Raw genomic sequence first — 18,283 nt, 5'->3', positions numbered from 1 at the left:
ACGGCCGCGCCTATGTCGCGGGTCACAACCGCTTCAATACAAAGGAACTGGCACCATGGATCTCGTAAATATCGACGTTGTCTCGGACGTCGTCTGCCCCTGGTGCTATCTCGGCAAGGCGCGGCTCGATCAGGCGATCGCCAATGTGGCCGACGACATTCGTGTCACGGTGAACTGGCGTCCCTATCAGCTCAATCCCGACCTGCCGCCCGAAGGCGTCGATCACAAGGCGCATCTCGCTGCCAAGCTCGGCGGCCAGGCGGCCGTCGATCGGGCGCATCAGATGCTGACCGGGCTTGGTGAGCAGGACGGCATCGCGTTTAAGTTCGACGCGGTGAAAATCAGCCCGAACACGCTCGATGCACACCGGCTGATCCGCTGGGCGCTGACGGAGGGCTCCGAGATGCAGAGCAAAGTCACTTCGCTGCTGTTCAAGGCAAATTTCGAACAGGGCCGCAATGTCGGCGACCATGCCGTGCTGCTCGACATCGCCGCCGAGGCCGGCCTCGACCGCAACGTCATCGCTACCCTGCTCGCATCGAATGCCGACAGGGATGCCGTGAGCGAGGAAATCGAGATGGCGCGCGGCATGGGCGTTACCGGCGTGCCCTGCTTCATCATCGACGGCAAATATGCGGTGATGGGCGCCCAGTCCGTCGATGTCCTGACCGATGCGCTGCGGGACATCGCAAAAATGAAGAACGCGTCTCAGATGAACTGATCGAGAGACGTTTCAGCACGTTTGAGAGCCGCGCGAAACCTTGCGCGGCTTTTCCGTTTGGTGCTCAGGTGCCCTTTGCCAGACCCGCAAGCTGCGTCATGACAACGGCGGCACCCGCCAGCCGTTTTTCCGGCGTCGGGAAATCACGCTGGAAGAAGATGCTGTGGTCCGGGCGGATCTTCGCCATGATGCCCTGCTTGGCGATATAGCCGACGAGTGCGCCCGGATTGGGGAACTCGCGGTTTCGGAACTGCACGACGACGCCCTTCGGCCCCGCATCGAGTTTTTCGACGTTGGCCGTGCGGCAGAGCGACTTGATGTAGACGATTTTCAGAAGGTGCTGGACCTCGAGCGGCAGCGGCCCGAAGCGGTCGATCAGCTCCGCGCCGAAGGCGTCGATCTCCGAAAGCTCGGTGATTTCGCCAAGGCGACGGTAGAGACCGAGACGCAGATGCAGGTCCGGCACATAATCGTCCGGGATCATCACCGGCGTTCCGACCGAGATCTGTGGCGACCAGCCCGTGTCGGCGATCTCCTCGTCACCCTTCAGCTCGGCGACAGCTTCCTCCAGCATCTGCTGATAGAGTTCGAAGCCGACCTCCTTGATATGGCCGGACTGCTCGTCACCGAGCAGGTTGCCGGCGCCGCGAATGTCGAGGTCGTGGCTTGCCAACTGGAAGCCGGCACCCAGCGTATCGAGCGACTGCAACACCTTGAGGCGCCGCTCGGCCGTGCCCGTCAGCGTCCGATTGACGGGCAGCGTAAACAGGGCAAAAGCGCGCACCTTGGAGCGGCCGACGCGGCCTCTCAACTGATAGAGCTGCGCCAGGCCGAACATGTCGGCGCGATGCACGATCAGCGTGTTGGCCGTCGGCACGTCGAGACCGGATTCGACGATCGTGGTCGAAAGCAGCACATCGTAACGCCCCTCGTAGAAGGCGTTCATGATGTCCTCGAGCTCCGTCGCCGGCATCTGGCCATGGGCGATGGCGACTTTCAGCTCCGGCACGTCTGACTTCAGAAAATCATGGATTTCCGAGAGGTCGGTGAGACGCGGGCAGACGTAAAAGCTCTGGCCGCCGCGATAATGCTCGCGCATCAGCGTTTCGCGGATGACCAGCGCATCGAAGGGCGAGATAAAGGTGCGGACCGCCATGCGGTCGACCGGCGGCGTGGTGATCAGCGACAGCTCGCGTACGCCGGTCAAGGCAAGCTGCAGTGTGCGCGGGATCGGCGTTGCCGACAGCGTCAGCACGTGCACATCGGATTTCAGCTCCTTCAGCCGCTCCTTGTGCTTGACGCCGAAATGCTGTTCCTCGTCGATGATCAGCAGGCCGAGATTGGCAAAGTTGATCGAGGCGCCCAACAGCGCGTGGGTGCCGACGACGATATCGGTCTTGCCCTCGGCCACTTCCTTCTTGGTCAGTGCCAGTTCCTTAGAGCCGACGAGGCGCGATGCCTGGGCGATGCGCACGGGCAGGCCCCGGAAACGCTCCACGAAGGACTTGAAGTGCTGGCGGGCAAGCAACGTCGTTGGCACGACCACCGCCACCTGAACGCCGTTCATCGCGGCAACGAAGGCGGCGCGCAAAGCCACTTCCGTCTTACCGAAACCGACGTCGCCGCAGACGAGCCGGTCCATGGGTCGGCCGGCTCCAAGATCCTCGCGCACGGCCTCGATCGAATTCAGCTGGTCTTCCGTCTCGTCATAGGGAAAGCGAGCTGCAAATTCGTCGTACAGCCCGTCCGGCGTGGCGAGCACCGGCGCATGCCGCGTCAGCCGCTCGGCGGCGATGCGGATGAGGCCGCCGGCCATATCGAGCAGACGTTTCTTCAGCTTCGCCTTGCGCGCCTGCCAGGCGACCCCGCCGAGCTTGTCGAGTACCGCGTCGCTGCCTTCCGAGCCGTAGCGCGACAGAAGGTCGATGTTCTCCACCGGCAGGAACAGCTTTGCCTCGTCCGCGTAGACCAGTTCCAGACAGGCATGTGGCGCGCCTGCCGCCTCGATCGTCCGCAGGCCGACGAAACGGCCGATACCGTGCTCGGCGTGGACAACGATGCTGCCTTCGTCGAGACCGGCGACCTCAGCAATGAAATCCGCGCCGCGCTTGCGGCGCTTCGAGCGGCGCACCATGCGGTCGCCGAGAATATCCTGCTCGCCGATGATGACGAGATCGCCGGTCTCGAACCCGCTCTCGAGGCTGAGAACGCCGGAGGCCGCCTCCCCCGCTTTCAGCGCGTTCAATTCCGAAAGCGCCTTGACGGGTTTGATGTTTGCAAGCCCGTGCTCGGCCAGTACCTGCAGCAGGCGATCGAGCGATCCTTCCGACCAGGCCGAAATGAGGACCTTGGCGCCCTTGGCGCGGCGGTCGGAAATGTATTTCACCGCCTGATCGAAGACGTTGACCCGCTCAGCATCACTCGTCCCTTCCGCCGCGTTCTTTGCCCAGCGCACGCCGAGCCGCGCATCGACGGTCATGACCTGCCGTGCTTCGCCCTCATGCTCGCTGAACGGAGAAAGGCGCACAGCGTTGCACGAGACCAGCGCGGCGTTGAAGGCTTCCGCGCTGTGATAGAGCAGTTCCGGAGGCACAGGCTTGTAGGGCGTTCCCTGCGATATCTGGGTCTTGCCCGGCGTGGCAGAAGACTGGCGCGCCTCGTAATAGTCCTGCACCAGCTTGGAGCGCTCAGCCGCCGCTTCGCGCGCGACATGGTCAGTGACGATGCGGAAACCGGCGAGATAATCGAATACAGAATCGAGCCGGTCGTAGAACAGAGGCAGCCAATGCTCCATGCCGGCATAGCGCCTGCCCTCGGAAACCGCTTGATAGAGCGCATCATCCCGCGTCGCCGCGCCGAACATCGACAGGTACTGGGTTCGAAAATGGCTGATCGTCTCGGGCGTCAGCGACACTTCGCTCATCGGGTTGAGATCGAGCGAGCGGGCCTGGCCGGTGGTGCGCTGGCTTGCGGGATCGAAAGAACGGATCGATTCGAGCGTGTCGCCGAAAAAATCGAGGCGCACCGGTTCGGCGCTGCCGGGAACGAAGACATCGAGGATGCCGCCGCGCACCGCATATTCGCCGACTTCGCGAACGGTGGCAACGCGCTCGAAGCCATTGCATCCAAGCCGCGCGGCGACATCGTCCATTCGAATGGTGTTGCCCGGACGGGCCGAAAAGGCAAGGCTTTCGATGACCTCCTGCGGCGCCATCTTCTGAAGTGCCGCATTGACGGTGACGAGCACGATGGCCGGATGCGGCTTCTTTGCATGCGCGATCAGGCCGCTCAGCGTCGCAAGGCGCCGGGCTGAGGTATCGGCGCTGGGCGAGACGCGGTCATAGGGCAGGCAGTCCCATCCGGGCAATGTCAGCACAGGAATGTCCGGTGCGGCAAAGCCGAGCATCTGCTCGACGTCGGCAATCCGCTGGCCATCTGACAGAATGTAGGCGACGGGGCCATTGGCGCGCGCGAGGTCGGCAAGGATCAGCGGCTCGACGCCGGCGGGCACCGGGCCGATGGTCAATTCGCGGGTCGCGCGTGCAACTCTATTGGGGTCAAATCCGGCAATCATCGATCGTCTTTATTCCGGTCGGCAAGGAGCTTGTCGAAATCCGGACGGTAGGAAGCAATGCGTTCAAACAACGGGGTTCGGTAGTGCTGCGGCACCGGCCTTTCGCCGATGATCCACTTGACCAGATCGTTGTCCTCTTCGGCCATGATGGTTTCGAGTTCGTCGAGGTCCGTGTCCGCAAGACCAGCGAGTTCATTGTCGGCGAACTGCCCGAACACCAGGTCCATTTCCCTGATGCCGCGATGCCAGGCACGAAAAAGAATGCGTCTGCGGCGCGGATCAAGATCGGCGCTCGTGCGTGTGATGCCCGTCATCGAAAGTCCTTCCTGCCGCCGCGTCGTTGGGAGCGCGCGTTGCAGTGGCTCTATAAACGCTGAAAAGACGATTGTCAGCCTTGCCAAAGACCTAATCCTCGTTTCAGTCTGGCCCGCATGCGCCCGGCCCTTCTCGACCCCCTGTTCGCCCCCCTGAATTCGCTTCCCGGCATCGGCCCGAAAGCGGGCGAGCTTTATGCGCGGCTGCTGGGACGCGAAAGCATCGATGACTGCCGGGTGATCGACATCGTCTTTCATGCGCCGCATTCGCTCATCGACCGGCGACATCAGCCGGGTATCGCGCGGGCGCCGCAGGGCGCCATCGTCACGATCACCGGCCGGGTCGACCGGCACCAGCCGCCGCCCCCCAGAACCAACCAGCCCTACCGCGTCTTCCTGCACGACGAGACCGGGGAACTGGCTCTGACCTTCTTCCGGGTCAAGGGAAACTGGCTGGAGAAGGCGCTGCCGGTCGACGAGACCGTAACCGTCAGCGGCAAGATGGACTGGTTCAACGGCCGCCCCTCGATGGTGCATCCAGATTACATGGTGCGGGCGGCGGAAGCGGAAAACCTGCCGCTGGTCGAGCCGATCTACCCTCTGACGGCAGGCCTTTCGGCCCGTATCCTGCGCAAGTCGATCGAAGCGGCCCTGCCCCGTATCCCCGATTTTCCAGAGTGGATCGATGACGCTCTCCTGGAGAAGCAAAGCTTTGCCTCAGCCCGCGACTGTTTCCTTGCCCTTCACGAACCGCGCGACGAAACCGATATCGACCCGCAAGCGCCCGCCCGCCGCCGGCTTGCCTATGACGAGTTTCTCGCCGGGCAGCTATCCCTGTCGCTCGTCCGCCAAAGATTGCGCAAGGTCGCGGGCACGCCGGTGCATGCAACCGGGAAACTCAGCAAGCCGGTGCGCGACGCCCTGCCCTTTTCGCTGACTGCCAGCCAGGCGACTGCGATCGGCGAGGTTTTGAAGGACATGGCCGGAACGGAGCGGATGCTGCGTCTTCTGCAGGGCGACGTCGGCTCGGGAAAGACGGCGGTGGCGCTGATGTCGATGTTGGCGGCCGTCGAGGCCGGTGGCCAGGCCGTGCTGATGGCGCCGACGGAAATCCTTGCCCGGCAGCATTTCGCCTCGCTCTCGAAAATGGCCGCGCCGGCCGGCGTTACCATCGATGTCCTGACCGGCCGCACCAAGGGCCGCGAGCGCGACGCCATTCTGGAGCGCATCGCCTCCGGCGAAACGCAGATCGTCATCGGCACGCACGCATTGTTCCAGGATACGGTCGTTTACAAAAACCTGCTGCTCGCGGTGGTCGACGAGCAGCACCGTTTCGGTGTCCACCAGCGGCTGCGCCTGACCGCCAAGGGGATTTCGCCGCATATGCTGGTCATGACCGCGACGCCGATCCCGCGCACGCTGGTTCTCGCTGCCTTCGGCGACATGGATGTTTCCAAGCTCACGGAGAAGCCGGCTGGCCGCAAGCCGATCCGGACGGTGACCGTGTCGACCGAGCGAACAGGAGAAATTGTCTCACGGCTGCATACGGCGCTCACCGAGGGCAAGAAGGCCTATTGGATCTGCCCGCTGGTGGAAGAGTCGGACGCCTCCGACCTGATGTCGGTCGACGAACGGTTTCAGACATTGAAAAGCCATTTCGGTTCCCAGGTCGGCCTTGTTCACGGCCGCATGAACGGCGCAGACAAGGACGCAGTCATGCTCGCCTTCAAAAACGGCGAAATCCGGCTTCTAGTGGCAACGACCGTCGTCGAGGTCGGGGTCGATGTGCCCGATGCGACGATCATGGTGATCGAGCATGCTGAGCGATTCGGGCTGGCGCAGCTGCACCAGTTGCGCGGTCGCGTCGGGCGTGGTGACGAAGCCTCGACCTGCATTCTTCTCTACAAGGGACCCTTGAGCGAAAACGGCCGGGCGCGGCTGTCGATCCTTCGGGAAACCGAAGACGGCTTTCTGATTGCTGAGGAAGATTTGAAACTACGGGGCGAAGGCGAATTGCTCGGCACGCGTCAATCCGGCACGCCTGGTTTTCGTATTGCCAGCCTCGAGGCGCATGGCGATCTGCTCGAGATCGCCCGCAAGGATGCCGCCTATGTCATTGAGCGCGACCCGGACCTGACATCGGAACGCGGCGCAGCCTTGCGGACACTGCTCTATCTCTATCGGCGCGACGAGGCGATCCGCTTTCTCAGAGCCGGCTAAAGAACTTGCCGCGTTTGGTCGCCGCTGGCACCATCTCCCCCGGCACCTGCAATGCCTTCGGCAGATAGTCAGGCGCCACCAGACCTCCGGAAAGCAACAGCTTGGCGGCATCTTCGGGGCTCATGTCGAGGGGCACGATCTTTTCACGCGGTACGAAAATGAGGAATCCAGCCGTCGGAACCGGCGTCGGCGGCAGGAACACGGTGACCATATCGAGACCGCGCTCCTTGAACTTGACGGCGATTTCGCCCTTGGCATCCGTCGCGATGAAGACCAGAGACCAAAGGCCGGGGCTCGGATATTCGATCAGGCCCGCCTTCTTGAAGGAGTTCGACTGATCCTGCAAGACCGTCTGGAAGATCTGCTTCAAGCCCTTGTAGATCGAGCGCACCAGCGGTGTCCGCACCAGAAGCGACTCGCCGAAGCCGACGATGCTGCGACCGATCAGGTTGGCAGTGAAGAAACCGACCAGCGTGATCAGCAGCAAGGCCGTCAGCAGTCCGAAACCGGGAACCGGATAGGGCAGGAAATTGTCCGGATTGTAATCGAACGGCAGATAGGGCTTCACCCAGCTGTCGGCCCAGAGGATGAAGGACCATGTGATCCAGACGGTAATGGCGAGCGGCGCACAGATGATCACCCCGGTCAGGAAATAATTCCTCAACCGCGTCGCGAAAAATCCGCGTGCCTGTTTGTCTGTCATACCGCTCCGTCTATCCGTCTACGCCGCCGTAAAATGCCGCATTATATGTCACCATGCCGGAGGCCGGAGTCGAGGACAAGGGCTGCGTCAAAAAATATTGCGGCGCACAATCAGCGAATGTGATCCGGGGATCGTTCTGAAATCCGAACTTGCGATAAAGCTCGGGATTACCCACAACGACGCATCCCGCCGCGGCCCGTTCCCTCAACAATTCCAGCCCTCCGCGGATCAAGGCGCCGCCGATGCCCTGCCCCTGATGAGACGGCAAAACCGACACAGGACCAAGCCCAAACCATCCCGCCGAACCGTCCGAAAATTCTACAGGCGAGAAGGCGACATGGCCGACCACCTCCCCCTGAACCTCGGCAACGAGCGAAAGGCTGAGCACGCCGGCGTTGCGCAGGCGATCGACGATAAAATGCTCCGTGCCGTCGCTGTATGGACGATCCTTGAAGGCTTCCCGCGTCAGGGAATGGATCGCTCCTACATCACCCGGTTTTTCGGGCCGCAGCATCATTCCACGGTGACCGATTTGGCGAGGTTGCGCGGTTGATCGACGTCGGTGCCCATGAAGACGGCGGTGTGATAGGCGAGCAGCTGGATCGGCAGCGAGAAGATCATCGGAGCGATGATCTCATCGACATTCGGGAGAATGATCGTGCTCATCGTCTCCAGCTTGGAGGCTGCAGCGCCTTTCTCGTCGGTGATGAAGATGATGCGGCCGCCGCGCGCCGCGACCTCCTGCATGTTCGACACTGTCTTTTCGAAGAACCGGTCATGCGGCGCAATGACGATGACCGGCATGTTTTCATCGATCAGGGCGATCGGGCCATGCTTCAATTCGCCGGCGGGGTAGCCCTCGGCGTGGATATAGGAGATTTCCTTGAGCTTCAGCGCGCCTTCCATGGCCAGCGGATAGCTTGTGCCGCGGCCGAGATAGAGCACGTCCTTGCATTTCGACAGCTCGCGCGACAGGCTCTCCATCGTCGGCTGAATGCTGTTCAGGACCTTGCCCATGATCCGCGGCATTTCGGCAAGGCTGCGGACGAGAGCCTTTTCCTCGGCTTCCGACACGGTTCCGCGTGCCCGGCCAGCACCGATGGCGAGTGCCGCCAGCACGGAGAGCTGGCAGGTGAAGGCCTTGGTCGAGGCAACGCCGATTTCCGGACCCGCCATGATCGGGAAGACCGCATCGGACTCCCGCGCAATCGTCGATTCCTTGACGTTGACGACGGCGCCGATCTTCAGGCCATGTTCCTTGCAGTATCGCAACGACGCCAGCGTGTCGGCGGTCTCGCCCGACTGCGAGATGAACAGAGCGGCGGACTGCGGCGACAGCGGAATTTCGCGGTAGCGAAACTCCGAGGCGACATCGATTTCGACCGGCAGGCGAGCGTAGCGCTCGAACCAGTATTTGCCGACAAGGCCGGCGAGATAGGCAGTGCCGCAGGCGGAAATGGCAAGGCTTGGAACCTTGGCGAAATCGATGGCCGAGGTCATCGGGTTCACCTTGTTCTCGATGAAGTCGATGTATTGGCCGAGCGCGTGCGAAATCACCTCCGGCTGCTCATAGATTTCCTTTTCCATGAAATGGCGGTGGTTGCCCTTGTCGACCATGTAGGCCGCGGCAACCGAGACCTGACGCGGGCGCGCGACCTGCTTGCCGTCATGGTCGAGGATCTCGACACCATCGGCAGTCAGGACCGCCCAGTCGCCGTCGATAAGATAGGTGATTTCATTGGTGAAGGGTGAGAGAGCAATCGCGTCTGAGCCAAGGAACATTTCCCCCTTGCCGAAACCGACAGCCAACGGTGGACCGCTGCGGGCGGCCATGATCGTGTCCGGCGCATCCTGGAAGATGACGGCAAGCGCATAGGCGCCGGTGACCCGGCGCAGCATGGTCTGCATCGCATCCTTCTGGCTCATTCCGTCGCGGATCAGCTTGGCGAGCAGTTGCGCCACGACTTCGGTGTCGGTCTGCGTGCTGAACGTCGCGCCGCCATGGGCAAGCTCGTCCTTCAACTCCGAGAAATTCTCGATGATGCCGTTGTGGACGACAGCAACGCCGTCGGTGAAATGCGGATGGGCGTTATTTTCGGTCGGCGCGCCGTGTGTCGCCCAGCGCGTGTGCGCAATGCCGGTCTTGCCGGCCAGCGGTTCGGCACGCAGCTTGGTTTCGAGATTGACCAGCTTGCCCTCGGCGCGGCGCCGGGCAAGAACGCCGTCATGGATCGTCGCGACCCCGGCGGAATCATAACCGCGATATTCGAGCCGCTTCAGGGCATCGACGAGGCGCTCGGAGACAGGCTGATTTCCAACGATACCGACGATGCCGCACATATCTGTTCTTCTCCGCAATTTTTTCGTGAGACGGGCGCCTTACCAGATATGCGCCGGCCAAAGTCCGTTTTCAGATGTCGCTTTGGTATCGAATTTAGCGAAATGCGCAATCGGCGCGAAACTCACTTTCGATTTCAGGTTTTAACCGCGGCGCGGCGACCTGTCATTTCTTTCTGGCCGCCTTCTCGGCCTGATACCGCTCGCGCAGGATTTTCGCCCGGCCCGGCTTGATCTCCTGACGCGCGCGTCCGAAAGCAACCGCATCAGCCGGGACATCCTCCGTCACCACACTGCCGGATGCAACCAGCGCACCGTCGCCGACCGACACCGGCGCAACGAGAGAGGAATTCGAACCGATAAAGGCGTTCGCCCCAATACGAGTGATATGCTTGTTGACGCCATCATAGTTGCAGGTGATCGTTCCCGCACCGATGTTGGTCTTTTCGCCGACGAAAGCGTCGCCAATATAGGTCAGGTGGTTGACCTTGGCGCCGGCGCCGATCTCCGCCTTCTTCACCTCGCAGAAATTGCCGACCTTGGCATCGCGCCCAAGATTGGCGCCGGGACGTAGCCGTGCATAGGGGCCAACCGTTGCGCCGGCGCTGACATGGGCGCCTTCCAGATGGGAGAAAGCATGAATGACGGCACCGCTCTCGACGGTGACGCCAGGGCCGAAGACGACGTTCGGTTCGATCATCACGTCCTGGCTGATCTGCGTGTCGAAGGCGAGGAAAACAGTTTCAGGAGCGATCATCGAAACGCCTGAGACCATCAATTCGTGACGGCGGCGCTTCTGCCAGACCGCCTCGATCAATGCCAGTTCGGCGCGGTTGTTGCAGCCCATCAGTTCCGCTTCGGGCGCCTCCACGGCAATGGCCTTGCCCCCGCCGGCGCGAACGATCTCGACGATGTCGGTGAGGTAGTATTCGCCCTTGACGTTGGCATTGCCGATCTTGCCGAGCAGGTCCAACGCCTTCTCGCCATTGATCGCCATCAGACCGCCATTGCAATAAGTGATGCGCTTTTCCTCTTCGGACGCGTCTTTCTGCTCACGAATGGCCTGGAGCTCGCAGTTTTCGACGATCAACCTGCCATATCCGGTCGGGTCGGCCGTTTGGAAGCCGATGACGACGACATCGTTGCCCTCAGCCAGCGCCTTTCGGGCAGCCATCAGCGGTGCGGCCGTGATCAGCGGCGTGTCGCCGAAGACGACCAGAATGTCGTCATATCCCTTGGCGATCGCCTCCTTGGCCGCCAGAACGGCGTGCCCGGTTCCAAGGCGTTCGGTTTGCAGGAAGGCCGAAATCTCGATGTCGCCACGTTTCGCCGCCGACGTGACCGAATCCGCGTCCCGCCCAACCACCAGCGCGACCGACGAAATGCCTGCATTGACAAGCGATTCGACCACATGCGCAATCATCGCCCGGCCGCCGACCGGGTGCAGCACCTTGGACATGGACGATTTCATCCGGGTGCTTTCGCCTGCTGCCAAAATCACCGCCAGGCATGTTCGTGTCATCCCAAATTCTCCCGCTTTCATGGCTTCCCGCTTCACAGCCGGCACGATTCTGCCCGTTACATAGCAGGAAGATATTGCAAGGAACATAATCCGGGCCGGCGGCCACCGTTAACCCGGATAAAACGCGATCATGTCATAAGCGGGAGCTGATCGTGTTTGACAGCTCCAATAGCCGGGAATGATACGGACGATGCAGGCTTCCACCGACACAGTGTCGTCCGGCAGACGACCGAGACTTGGCGCGATCATCGCCCGCCGGCCACTGATCGTCCTGGCACTGGCCGTTGCGTGCCTGCCTCTGGCAGTAATCGGAACCCTGGTCATGCCGATCGGCCCGATGTACTGGGACCACTATATCTATCTCGACGCGGCAAACCGCATCTTTGACGGCCAGATTCCGTCCGTCGATTTCTTTGCCCCGGTCGGCGGGCTCGGCTACTATCTCTTTGCGGGATGGCTTTACCTGTTTCCCAACGGCCATGCGCTTCTCTTGTCCAGCTGGTCGATGATGACGGTGACTGCGCCGCTGATGGCTCTGGTTGTCTGGGACGTGCAGAAGCGATCGCCTGCCATCGGCTACCCCTTGCTTCTCCCCTTCCTGTTCTTTTCGCTGCTGCCCTTCAATACGGGGGAATTCTATCCCTACCCCGGTTCGGACGGCTTCGGGATCTATAATCGACAGATTTGTCAGCTGCTCTATGTCCTTGCCGCGGCTTTGGTCTTCGTGCGCGGGTGGCGAATACTGGCAGCGGTCACCGCGCTTGCGATGCTCGCCCTCCTCTTCACCAAGGTGACCGGCGTCGCCGCGGGCACTGTCCTTTGCCTGATGGCATTTCTGGCCGGGCGTTTCCCGTTGCGCGCGGCACTTGCGGCCGCAGCGGTATTTTTCGCGACGATCGGCCTTCTTGAACTCGCCACCGGTATCGTTTCCGCCTATGCCGCGGACATCCTGTCTCTGATCCTGATCAACGACGCCAGCCTGTTGCCACGTCTGCTGCAGGCTGCGTCGATCAATTTCGGGGTGATCCTCAGCTGCTGTATCCTTGCTTTCGTTCTGCTGCTCAATGAGTTTGCCACGTTCCTTGAGAAGATGCGGAATTTTGCAGCGAAGCCCGCGTTTGCGTCGCTCGGGGCTGTCGCCGACCAATCATTCTTCTGGCTGGCGAGTTTCGTCATCGCGGGCCTTCTCTTCGAAAGCCAAAATACCGGCAGCCAGGCCTTCATTTTCCTCTGGCCGCTGTTGCTCGCGACTCTGCTGGAAAGCTACCGGCGCAAAGGCTCCTCCGCCGCGTTTGCAATGATCGCGGTCGCCGCCTTCAGCGCCGCACTGCCGCCGGTGGTCACCGTTGCCCAAAAAGCGGCGCGCGCCTGGATTGGCGCAGTCAACACCGCGCCGCTTGTAAATCGGAGTCTGAAAGGCATGGGCGCCGTCGGTGTTCGCGACATCTTCAACCTGCGGGCGGAACGCCTGCGAACGCACTATGTTGACTATCGTGCAACCTACGAAGCACTGGCCTCCACCGGCGAATTTCCCTCGTTCCTGCTCCACAGCGACATGGATTTCCAGACGCTCTGGCTTCAGACGGTCGATGGCGCCATTTCGGCGATCGGCGACTACGAGGCCGCCAACAAGGTCCGGTTCGAGACGATCATGACGATCGATTTTACCAATCCTTTTCCCTGGCTGATGGATCGCCACGCCCCGAAATACATCGCCATCGGCGCCGACCCCTATCGCGCGGTACCGCCGCCGGATCAGCGCGTGCGGGAAGCCGTCAGCGCGGCCGATCTCGCCCTATACCCGACCTGCCCGCCGACCATGGCGCGGCTGAAGCTGCTGAAACTCTACGAACCGGCCCTTGCCGCTGGTCACCGCCGCATCACTTTGACACCGTGTTTCGACGCCTTCGTGCGCAACGGGCTCGCCGCTGGACCTTGACCTTTATCGCGGCAGCCGCAGCCGGCTCTCGATCAGAAGCCCGCCCTCGTCGAGAATGGGATGGGCGACGGAAACGATATGCGCGTTGATGCGCTTGAGGTCGCGCAGGATATCGAGATGCAGTGAACTCGTCTGCAGGCTATCCGCGCGGCCGTCGCGCAGACGCTCCAGATGACGCTCCGACGACCGTTTCTCCATGTGGCGAACTTCGACCTTCACCTCCATGAGATGGCGAGCGAGATCGGCATCCCGCGTGACGAAGATGGTCTGGGCAATACGCAGATTGTCGATCGTCAGATTGAAGAGCGTCACCAGCTCCTGATAGCCCTCATCTGAAAATTTCAGCCCGTTGTCGATCTTCTTCTTGACCTGCTCGGTCAGGCTTTTTTCGATGATATCGCCCATATGCTCAAGGTTGATCGCATAGTCGATGATCACGATCGACCGTCGGCCGTGTTCATCATTCAAACCGCCGCGTCCAAGCCGGGACAGGTAGAGCTTGACCTCCTGCTGCAGCATATCCACCTGCTTCTCAAGCTTACCAACGTCCCTGAGCTCTTCGAGGTCATTGCGGTCAAAGGCGTTCATGGTCGCGATCAACATGGTCTCGATCAGGTCGCCGACGCGCAACACCTCCCTGGTCGCCCCGGAGAGCGCGATAACCGGCGTGGTGAGTGCGCCGTCGTCAAGGTAGAGCGGTCCCGTCTCCGCTTTGGGCTCGTCCGGAATGAGGCGAAGCATGACGCCCGACAAAAGCGAGGAGAATGGCCAGGCGAGAATGGCAAGCGCAACGTTGAACAACAGGTGGATATCGACCGGCAGTTTTGCCGGAGACAAAGAGAGCGTCTGCAAGAAGTCCGCCACCGGCGCGGCCAGCGGCAACGCTATGAGGCAGCCGATGGCGCGAACGGCGAGATTGCCGCCCGTCACACGACGGGCCGATGCCGAGGCGGACAGGGTCGCGACGAAGGGTGGGATCGCGCCGCCGAGATTGGCGCCAAGCACAAGCGCGATCGTCAAACCCGACGACAGAATGCCCGCAGCCGAGAGCGAGAGGATAAGGACGACCACAGCGAGGCTGGAGGACGAGACGAAAGCGAGAACAGCGGCGAAAATGAGAGCCACCGGCCAGGCGCTGTCGAGCAGGGTAAGGAACGCCGCGAGAGCCGGCGATTGCCGCATCGGCTCCGTCGCCAACCCAAGCAGATGCAGGGACAGGAGCATCAGGCCGATACCGACAAGGGCCGTGCCGGCTCCCTGCTTGGCGCTAGACCGCCCGGCCCGGTAAAGCATGAGGCCCGCCAGAATAAGCAAGGGGGACAGCCAGTCGACGCCGGTTGCGACGATCCAGGCCGTTACCGCCGTTCCGACATTGGCGCCGAGCAGAACGATTTGTGCCATCCGTGCCCGCACCAGACCTTTTTCCACGAAAGAGGCAATCATCAGCGCTGTCGCGGTCGAGCTCTGCAGCACAATCGTCGCGGCGAAACCTGCGAAAAACGAACGCGCCTGCCCGTTTGTGCCCTGCGCCAGCCCCGTCCTCAGTCTGATGCCGAAGGCGCGTGTCGCTCCCTCCTTGACCTGGGACAGGCCAAAGAGCAGCAGCGCCACCGCACCGAACAGATTGATCATGACAATGGTAGATTCCATACGGGCACTCCGGCTTCCTACCAAGCTGCGTCGCGACAAGGCGAGTCGACATACACTGGTGGATGAACATTAGCAGTTTCAGGCAGGTGATCACGCGTTCAATGGCGGATTGTGACAGATATTTTTCAATTGCCGGCTAATGATTCCGACATGAAAAGGCCTCGCAACGGCAGACGGCCTATCGGCTGGGAGACGATGGATGCGACGTCGCAGAGCAGCCCCCCGGCTTCCTTCCAATTCGCTCAGCCCGGCGCCCGGTTTCCCCGATTTTTTGCGTGTTTCGACCCTTCAATTCCGCATCGGATTGCTCTAAGGAACGGAACCGGTTGCCGTCCGGCGGCCTGAATTGCGACGAGGTATGCAGTCCCATGCTTGAATTCCTGAGAAGAGGCGCCCAGACCTGGGTCGTCAAAGGGCTTATGGCCCTTCTTGTTGTGTCTTTCGGTGTCTGGGGTGTATCCACTTCGCTCGTTACGGGCTCTTCCGACGCGGTGGTGACGGTCGGCGACGTCAAAGTGTCGCCGAGCGATTTCCGTCTCGCCTACGAACGTCAGGTCGCCCAGCTTTCCCGCCAGTTCGGCACCCGCCTGAGCCGCGAGCAGGCCAAGGCCTTCGGCGTCGAAGCGCAGGTCTATTCCCAGCTCGTGGCGGGCGCGACCCTCGACCAGCTCTCCAATGATATGAACCTCGGCTTGTCACAGGACCGGCTGGCAACGCTGATCAGCGAAGACCCGGCATTTCGCGGCGTCAACGGCCAGTTCGACCGCCTGACGTTCTCGAGCGTCCTGCGTAACGCCGGACTGCGCGAACAGGACTACATCAACAATCGCAGCCAGGTTGCCGTCCGCTCGCAGATCGTCGAAGCGCTGTCGGACGGCTACACCCCGCCGAAGGTGCTGGGCGACGCGCTGCGCCAATACCGCAACCAGACACGCACGATCGACTACCTGCTGCTGTCGAATGCCAACATCGATCCGGTCAAGGCCCCGTCCGATGACGTGTTGAAGCCCTGGTACGAAAGCCACAAGGCAGAATACCGCGCCCCGGAATTCCGCAAGATCAGCTATGTGAAGCTGGAACCCTCCGACATCGCCGATCCTGCTTCTGTGATCGAAGAGGAAATCCGCGCCGAATACGACAAGCGCAAGGACAGCTTCCGGACGCCGGCGACGCGCACCGTCGAGCAGCTCTCCTTCCCGTCACGGACGGAAGCTGACGCTGCGGCAGGCAAGCTTGCTTTGGGTACAAGCTTTGACGAACTCGTCACGGCCGCTGGCAAGACGGCCAGCGATGTCCTGCTCGGCGACTTTAGCCGCGACCGCATGCCCGACGCCAAGCTTGCCGATGCCGCGTTCGCCGTCACGGCCGATGGCCAGACCACGCCCGTCGTCGAAGGCGCCTTCGGCCCGGTTATCCTGCGCGTCACCAACATCAAGCCGGAAACCGTTCGCAGCTTCGACGAAGTCAAGGAGGAGCTGCGCAACGAGTTGGCGCTTGCCAATGCCGGCAACGAGATCATGGCGATCCATGACAAGTTCGAGGATGCTCGCGTTTCCGGCGCGTCGATGAAAGAAGCGGCCGACCAGACCAATCTCAAGCTGGTCGTCCTCAACGCCGTCGACGCGCGCGGCAACGATGCCGAAGGCGAGGAAATCGCCGGCATTCCCGAGGCGAAGTCCTTGCTCGAAGAGGCCTTCAAGGCCGAGGTCGGCGCGGAAACCCTGCCGGTCAATCTCGGCCGCGACGGTTATGTCTGGTTCGACGTCCAAGAGGTCACGCCGGCGCGCGACCGGACGCTCGATGAAGCTCGCGAAAAGGTCGTCGCCGACTGGACGGCGGAACAGCAGCGCAACGCGCTTGCGGCAAAGGCTGCCGAGCTGAAAGGCCGGGTCGAGAAGGGCGAGACGCTGGCAGCGATTGCCGCCGAGCTCGGTATTGCCGTCGAAACCAAATCGGGACTGCGTCGTTCCACGGAAGACGCGGCTCTCAGCCCGGCAGCAGTCACTGCCGCCTTCGGTGGCGCAAACGGTCTGGCTGCCAACGCTCCCGGCGTCGGTGGCGAGGGTCAGATCCTGCTGAAGGTCACGGAAGTGGACGACAGCAATCCCGGCGACGCGCTCGACAATGACGACCGGCAGATCAATGCCATCGCCCAGGCCAGCGGCGACGATATTCTCGATCAGATGGTCAGCGAGCTTCAGAAGGGCTACGGTGTGACGATCAATCAGCAGCTCGCAGACCTCGCCCTGTCGCAGCAGCGGTAAAGCAAAGGACATACCTGCATGCCGGATTTGAAGCCTTTTGTCGCCAAGGCCGCAGCGGGAGAGGCGCTGAACCGCGAGGATGCGCGCGCCGCGTTCGAGATCATCATGTCGGGCGAAGCAACGCCTTCGCAGATCGGCGGCTTCCTGATGGCGCTGCGCGTGCGCGGCGAGACGGTGGACGAGATCGTCGGCGCGGTTGGCGCCATGCGGGCACGCATGTTGACCGTAGAGGCACCGGCAGACGCGATCGATATCGTTGGAACCGGCGGTGACGGTGCCGGGACCTACAATATCTCGACGCTGGCGGCCCTGATCGTTGCCGGCGCAGGTGTGCCAGTGGCGAAGCACGGCAACCGCGCTCTGAGTTCCAAGTCCGGCACGGCGGACGCGCTGTCCTGCCTCGGCGTCAAGCTCGATATCGGCCCCGAGGCTATTTCGCGCTGCATCTCGGAAGCCGGTCTCGGCTTCATGTTCGCCCAACAGCATCATTCGGCCATGCGCCATGTCGGCCCGACTCGCGTCGAACTCGGCACGCGGACGATCTTCAATCTGCTTGGGCCTCTGTCGAACCCGGCCGGCGTTACGCGGCAGCTTGTCGGCGTCTTTGCGCCGCAATGGCTTGTTCCGGTCGCCGAAGTGCTGCGCGATCTCGGTTCGAAAAGCGTCTGGGTCGTGCATGGCGAGGGCCTGGACGAAATCACCACAACCGGCGTGACGCAGGTCGCGGCGCTGGAGAACGGCGCTATCCGCACCTTCGAATTGACGCCCGATGATTTCGGGCTCGAGACGGTTTTGCTTGCCGATCTCAAGGGCGGCGACGGCGCACATAATGCCGTGGCGCTCAAGGGCGTCCTCGAAGGCGATGCAACGCCTTACCGTGACATCTCGCTTGCCAATGCGGCCGCATCGCTGGTGATTGCCGGACGCGCGACCAGCCTGAGCGAAGGCATGGATCTCGCCCGTCAGTCGCTGACAAGCGGCGCTGCGAATGCAACGCTGGAACGGCTTATCCGCGTCTCGAACGCGGCGTAAGGAGAAA

12 protein-coding genes are annotated in these 18,283 nt (G+C 62.0%); 5 read left to right on the top strand and 7 right to left on the bottom strand.

Features of this window, described 5'->3' with window-relative positions:
* Positions 1 to 55 precede the first annotated feature (55 nt).
* A complete protein-coding gene (locus tag WI754_RS15465; protein ID WP_349434359.1) occupies positions 56 to 721 on the top strand; it encodes a DsbA family oxidoreductase in 666 nt (221 codons plus the stop codon).
* A gap of 64 nt (positions 722 to 785) precedes the next feature.
* On the opposite strand, the gene mfd is transcribed toward WI754_RS15465, so the two are convergent.
* A complete protein-coding gene (gene mfd / locus WI754_RS15460) occupies positions 786 to 4,295 on the bottom strand; it encodes a transcription-repair coupling factor (RefSeq protein WP_349434358.1) in 3,510 nt (1,169 codons plus the stop codon).
* Entirely contained in the window at positions 4,292 to 4,609 is a 318-nt protein-coding gene (locus tag WI754_RS15455; protein ID WP_349434357.1) for a succinate dehydrogenase assembly factor 2, read from the bottom strand. The genes mfd and WI754_RS15455 overlap by 4 nt, the downstream gene beginning before the upstream one ends.
* 117 nt (positions 4,610 to 4,726) lie before the next feature.
* Here WI754_RS15455 and recG point away from each other — a divergent pair, with 117 nt between their 5' ends.
* Complete coding sequence (recG, locus tag WI754_RS15450) at positions 4,727 to 6,829, top strand: ATP-dependent DNA helicase RecG (protein ID WP_349434356.1); 2,103 nt, start codon at positions 4,727 to 4,729, stop codon at positions 6,827 to 6,829.
* Here the strand turns inward: recG and WI754_RS15445 are convergent.
* The 4 genes from WI754_RS15445 to glmU all read right to left on the bottom strand — a co-directional run bounded on the left by WI754_RS15445 (position 6,816) and on the right by glmU (position 11,391).
* Positions 6,816 to 7,532: a DUF502 domain-containing protein gene (locus WI754_RS15445; RefSeq protein ID WP_349434355.1), complete on the bottom strand. Its 717-nt coding sequence runs from the start codon at positions 7,530 to 7,532 to the stop codon at positions 6,816 to 6,818. The genes recG and WI754_RS15445 overlap by 14 nt on opposite strands.
* A gap of 10 nt (positions 7,533 to 7,542) precedes the next feature.
* On the bottom strand, positions 7,543 to 8,049 hold the full coding sequence (locus tag WI754_RS15440; protein ID WP_349434354.1) for an N-acetyltransferase: 507 nt from the start codon (positions 8,047 to 8,049) through the stop codon (positions 7,543 to 7,545).
* Entirely contained in the window at positions 8,046 to 9,872 is a 1,827-nt protein-coding gene (glmS, locus tag WI754_RS15435) for a glutamine--fructose-6-phosphate transaminase (isomerizing) (RefSeq protein WP_349434353.1), read from the bottom strand. Before glmS ends, WI754_RS15440 begins: the two co-directional genes overlap by 4 nt.
* Before the next feature lie 163 nt (positions 9,873 to 10,035).
* Positions 10,036 to 11,391, bottom strand: a complete 1,356-nt coding sequence (gene glmU, locus WI754_RS15430) for a bifunctional UDP-N-acetylglucosamine diphosphorylase/glucosamine-1-phosphate N-acetyltransferase GlmU (RefSeq protein WP_349434351.1) — start codon at positions 11,389 to 11,391, stop codon at positions 10,036 to 10,038.
* Positions 11,392 to 11,581: 190 nt separating this feature from the next.
* On the opposite strand from glmU, the gene WI754_RS15425 reads away from it, so the two are divergent.
* The gene (locus WI754_RS15425) at positions 11,582 to 13,330 is read left to right on the top strand and encodes a hypothetical protein (RefSeq protein WP_349434349.1); all 1,749 of its coding nucleotides are present in this window, start codon (positions 11,582 to 11,584) and stop codon (positions 13,328 to 13,330) included.
* A gap of 3 nt (positions 13,331 to 13,333) precedes the next feature.
* Here the strand turns inward: WI754_RS15425 and WI754_RS15420 are convergent, their stop codons facing one another.
* Positions 13,334 to 14,980: a Na/Pi cotransporter family protein gene (locus WI754_RS15420; RefSeq protein ID WP_349434348.1), complete on the bottom strand. Its 1,647-nt coding sequence runs from the start codon at positions 14,978 to 14,980 to the stop codon at positions 13,334 to 13,336.
* 368 nt (positions 14,981 to 15,348) lie between these two features.
* Between WI754_RS15420 and WI754_RS15415 the strand changes: the two genes are divergently transcribed.
* Together WI754_RS15415 and trpD are read left to right on the top strand one after the other, a co-directional pair.
* Positions 15,349 to 17,244 (top strand): SurA N-terminal domain-containing protein, encoded by a 1,896-nt coding sequence (locus tag WI754_RS15415; protein ID WP_349434347.1) that lies wholly within the window; start codon positions 15,349 to 15,351, stop codon positions 17,242 to 17,244.
* An 18-nt stretch (positions 17,245 to 17,262) separates the two neighbouring features.
* Positions 17,263 to 18,276 carry an anthranilate phosphoribosyltransferase gene (gene trpD / locus WI754_RS15410; RefSeq protein WP_349434346.1) on the top strand — a complete coding sequence of 338 codons (1,014 nt, stop codon included), beginning with the start codon at positions 17,263 to 17,265 and terminating at the stop codon, positions 18,274 to 18,276.
* The last annotated feature ends 7 nt before the right edge of the window (positions 18,277 to 18,283 follow it).

It is taken from the genome of Pararhizobium sp. A13 (genome assembly GCF_040126305.1).
GTDB lineage: Bacteria > Pseudomonadota > Alphaproteobacteria > Rhizobiales > Rhizobiaceae > Pararhizobium.
The sequence above is the reverse complement of the archived record's forward strand: the minus strand, read 5'-3'. Positions and strand labels throughout refer to the sequence as shown.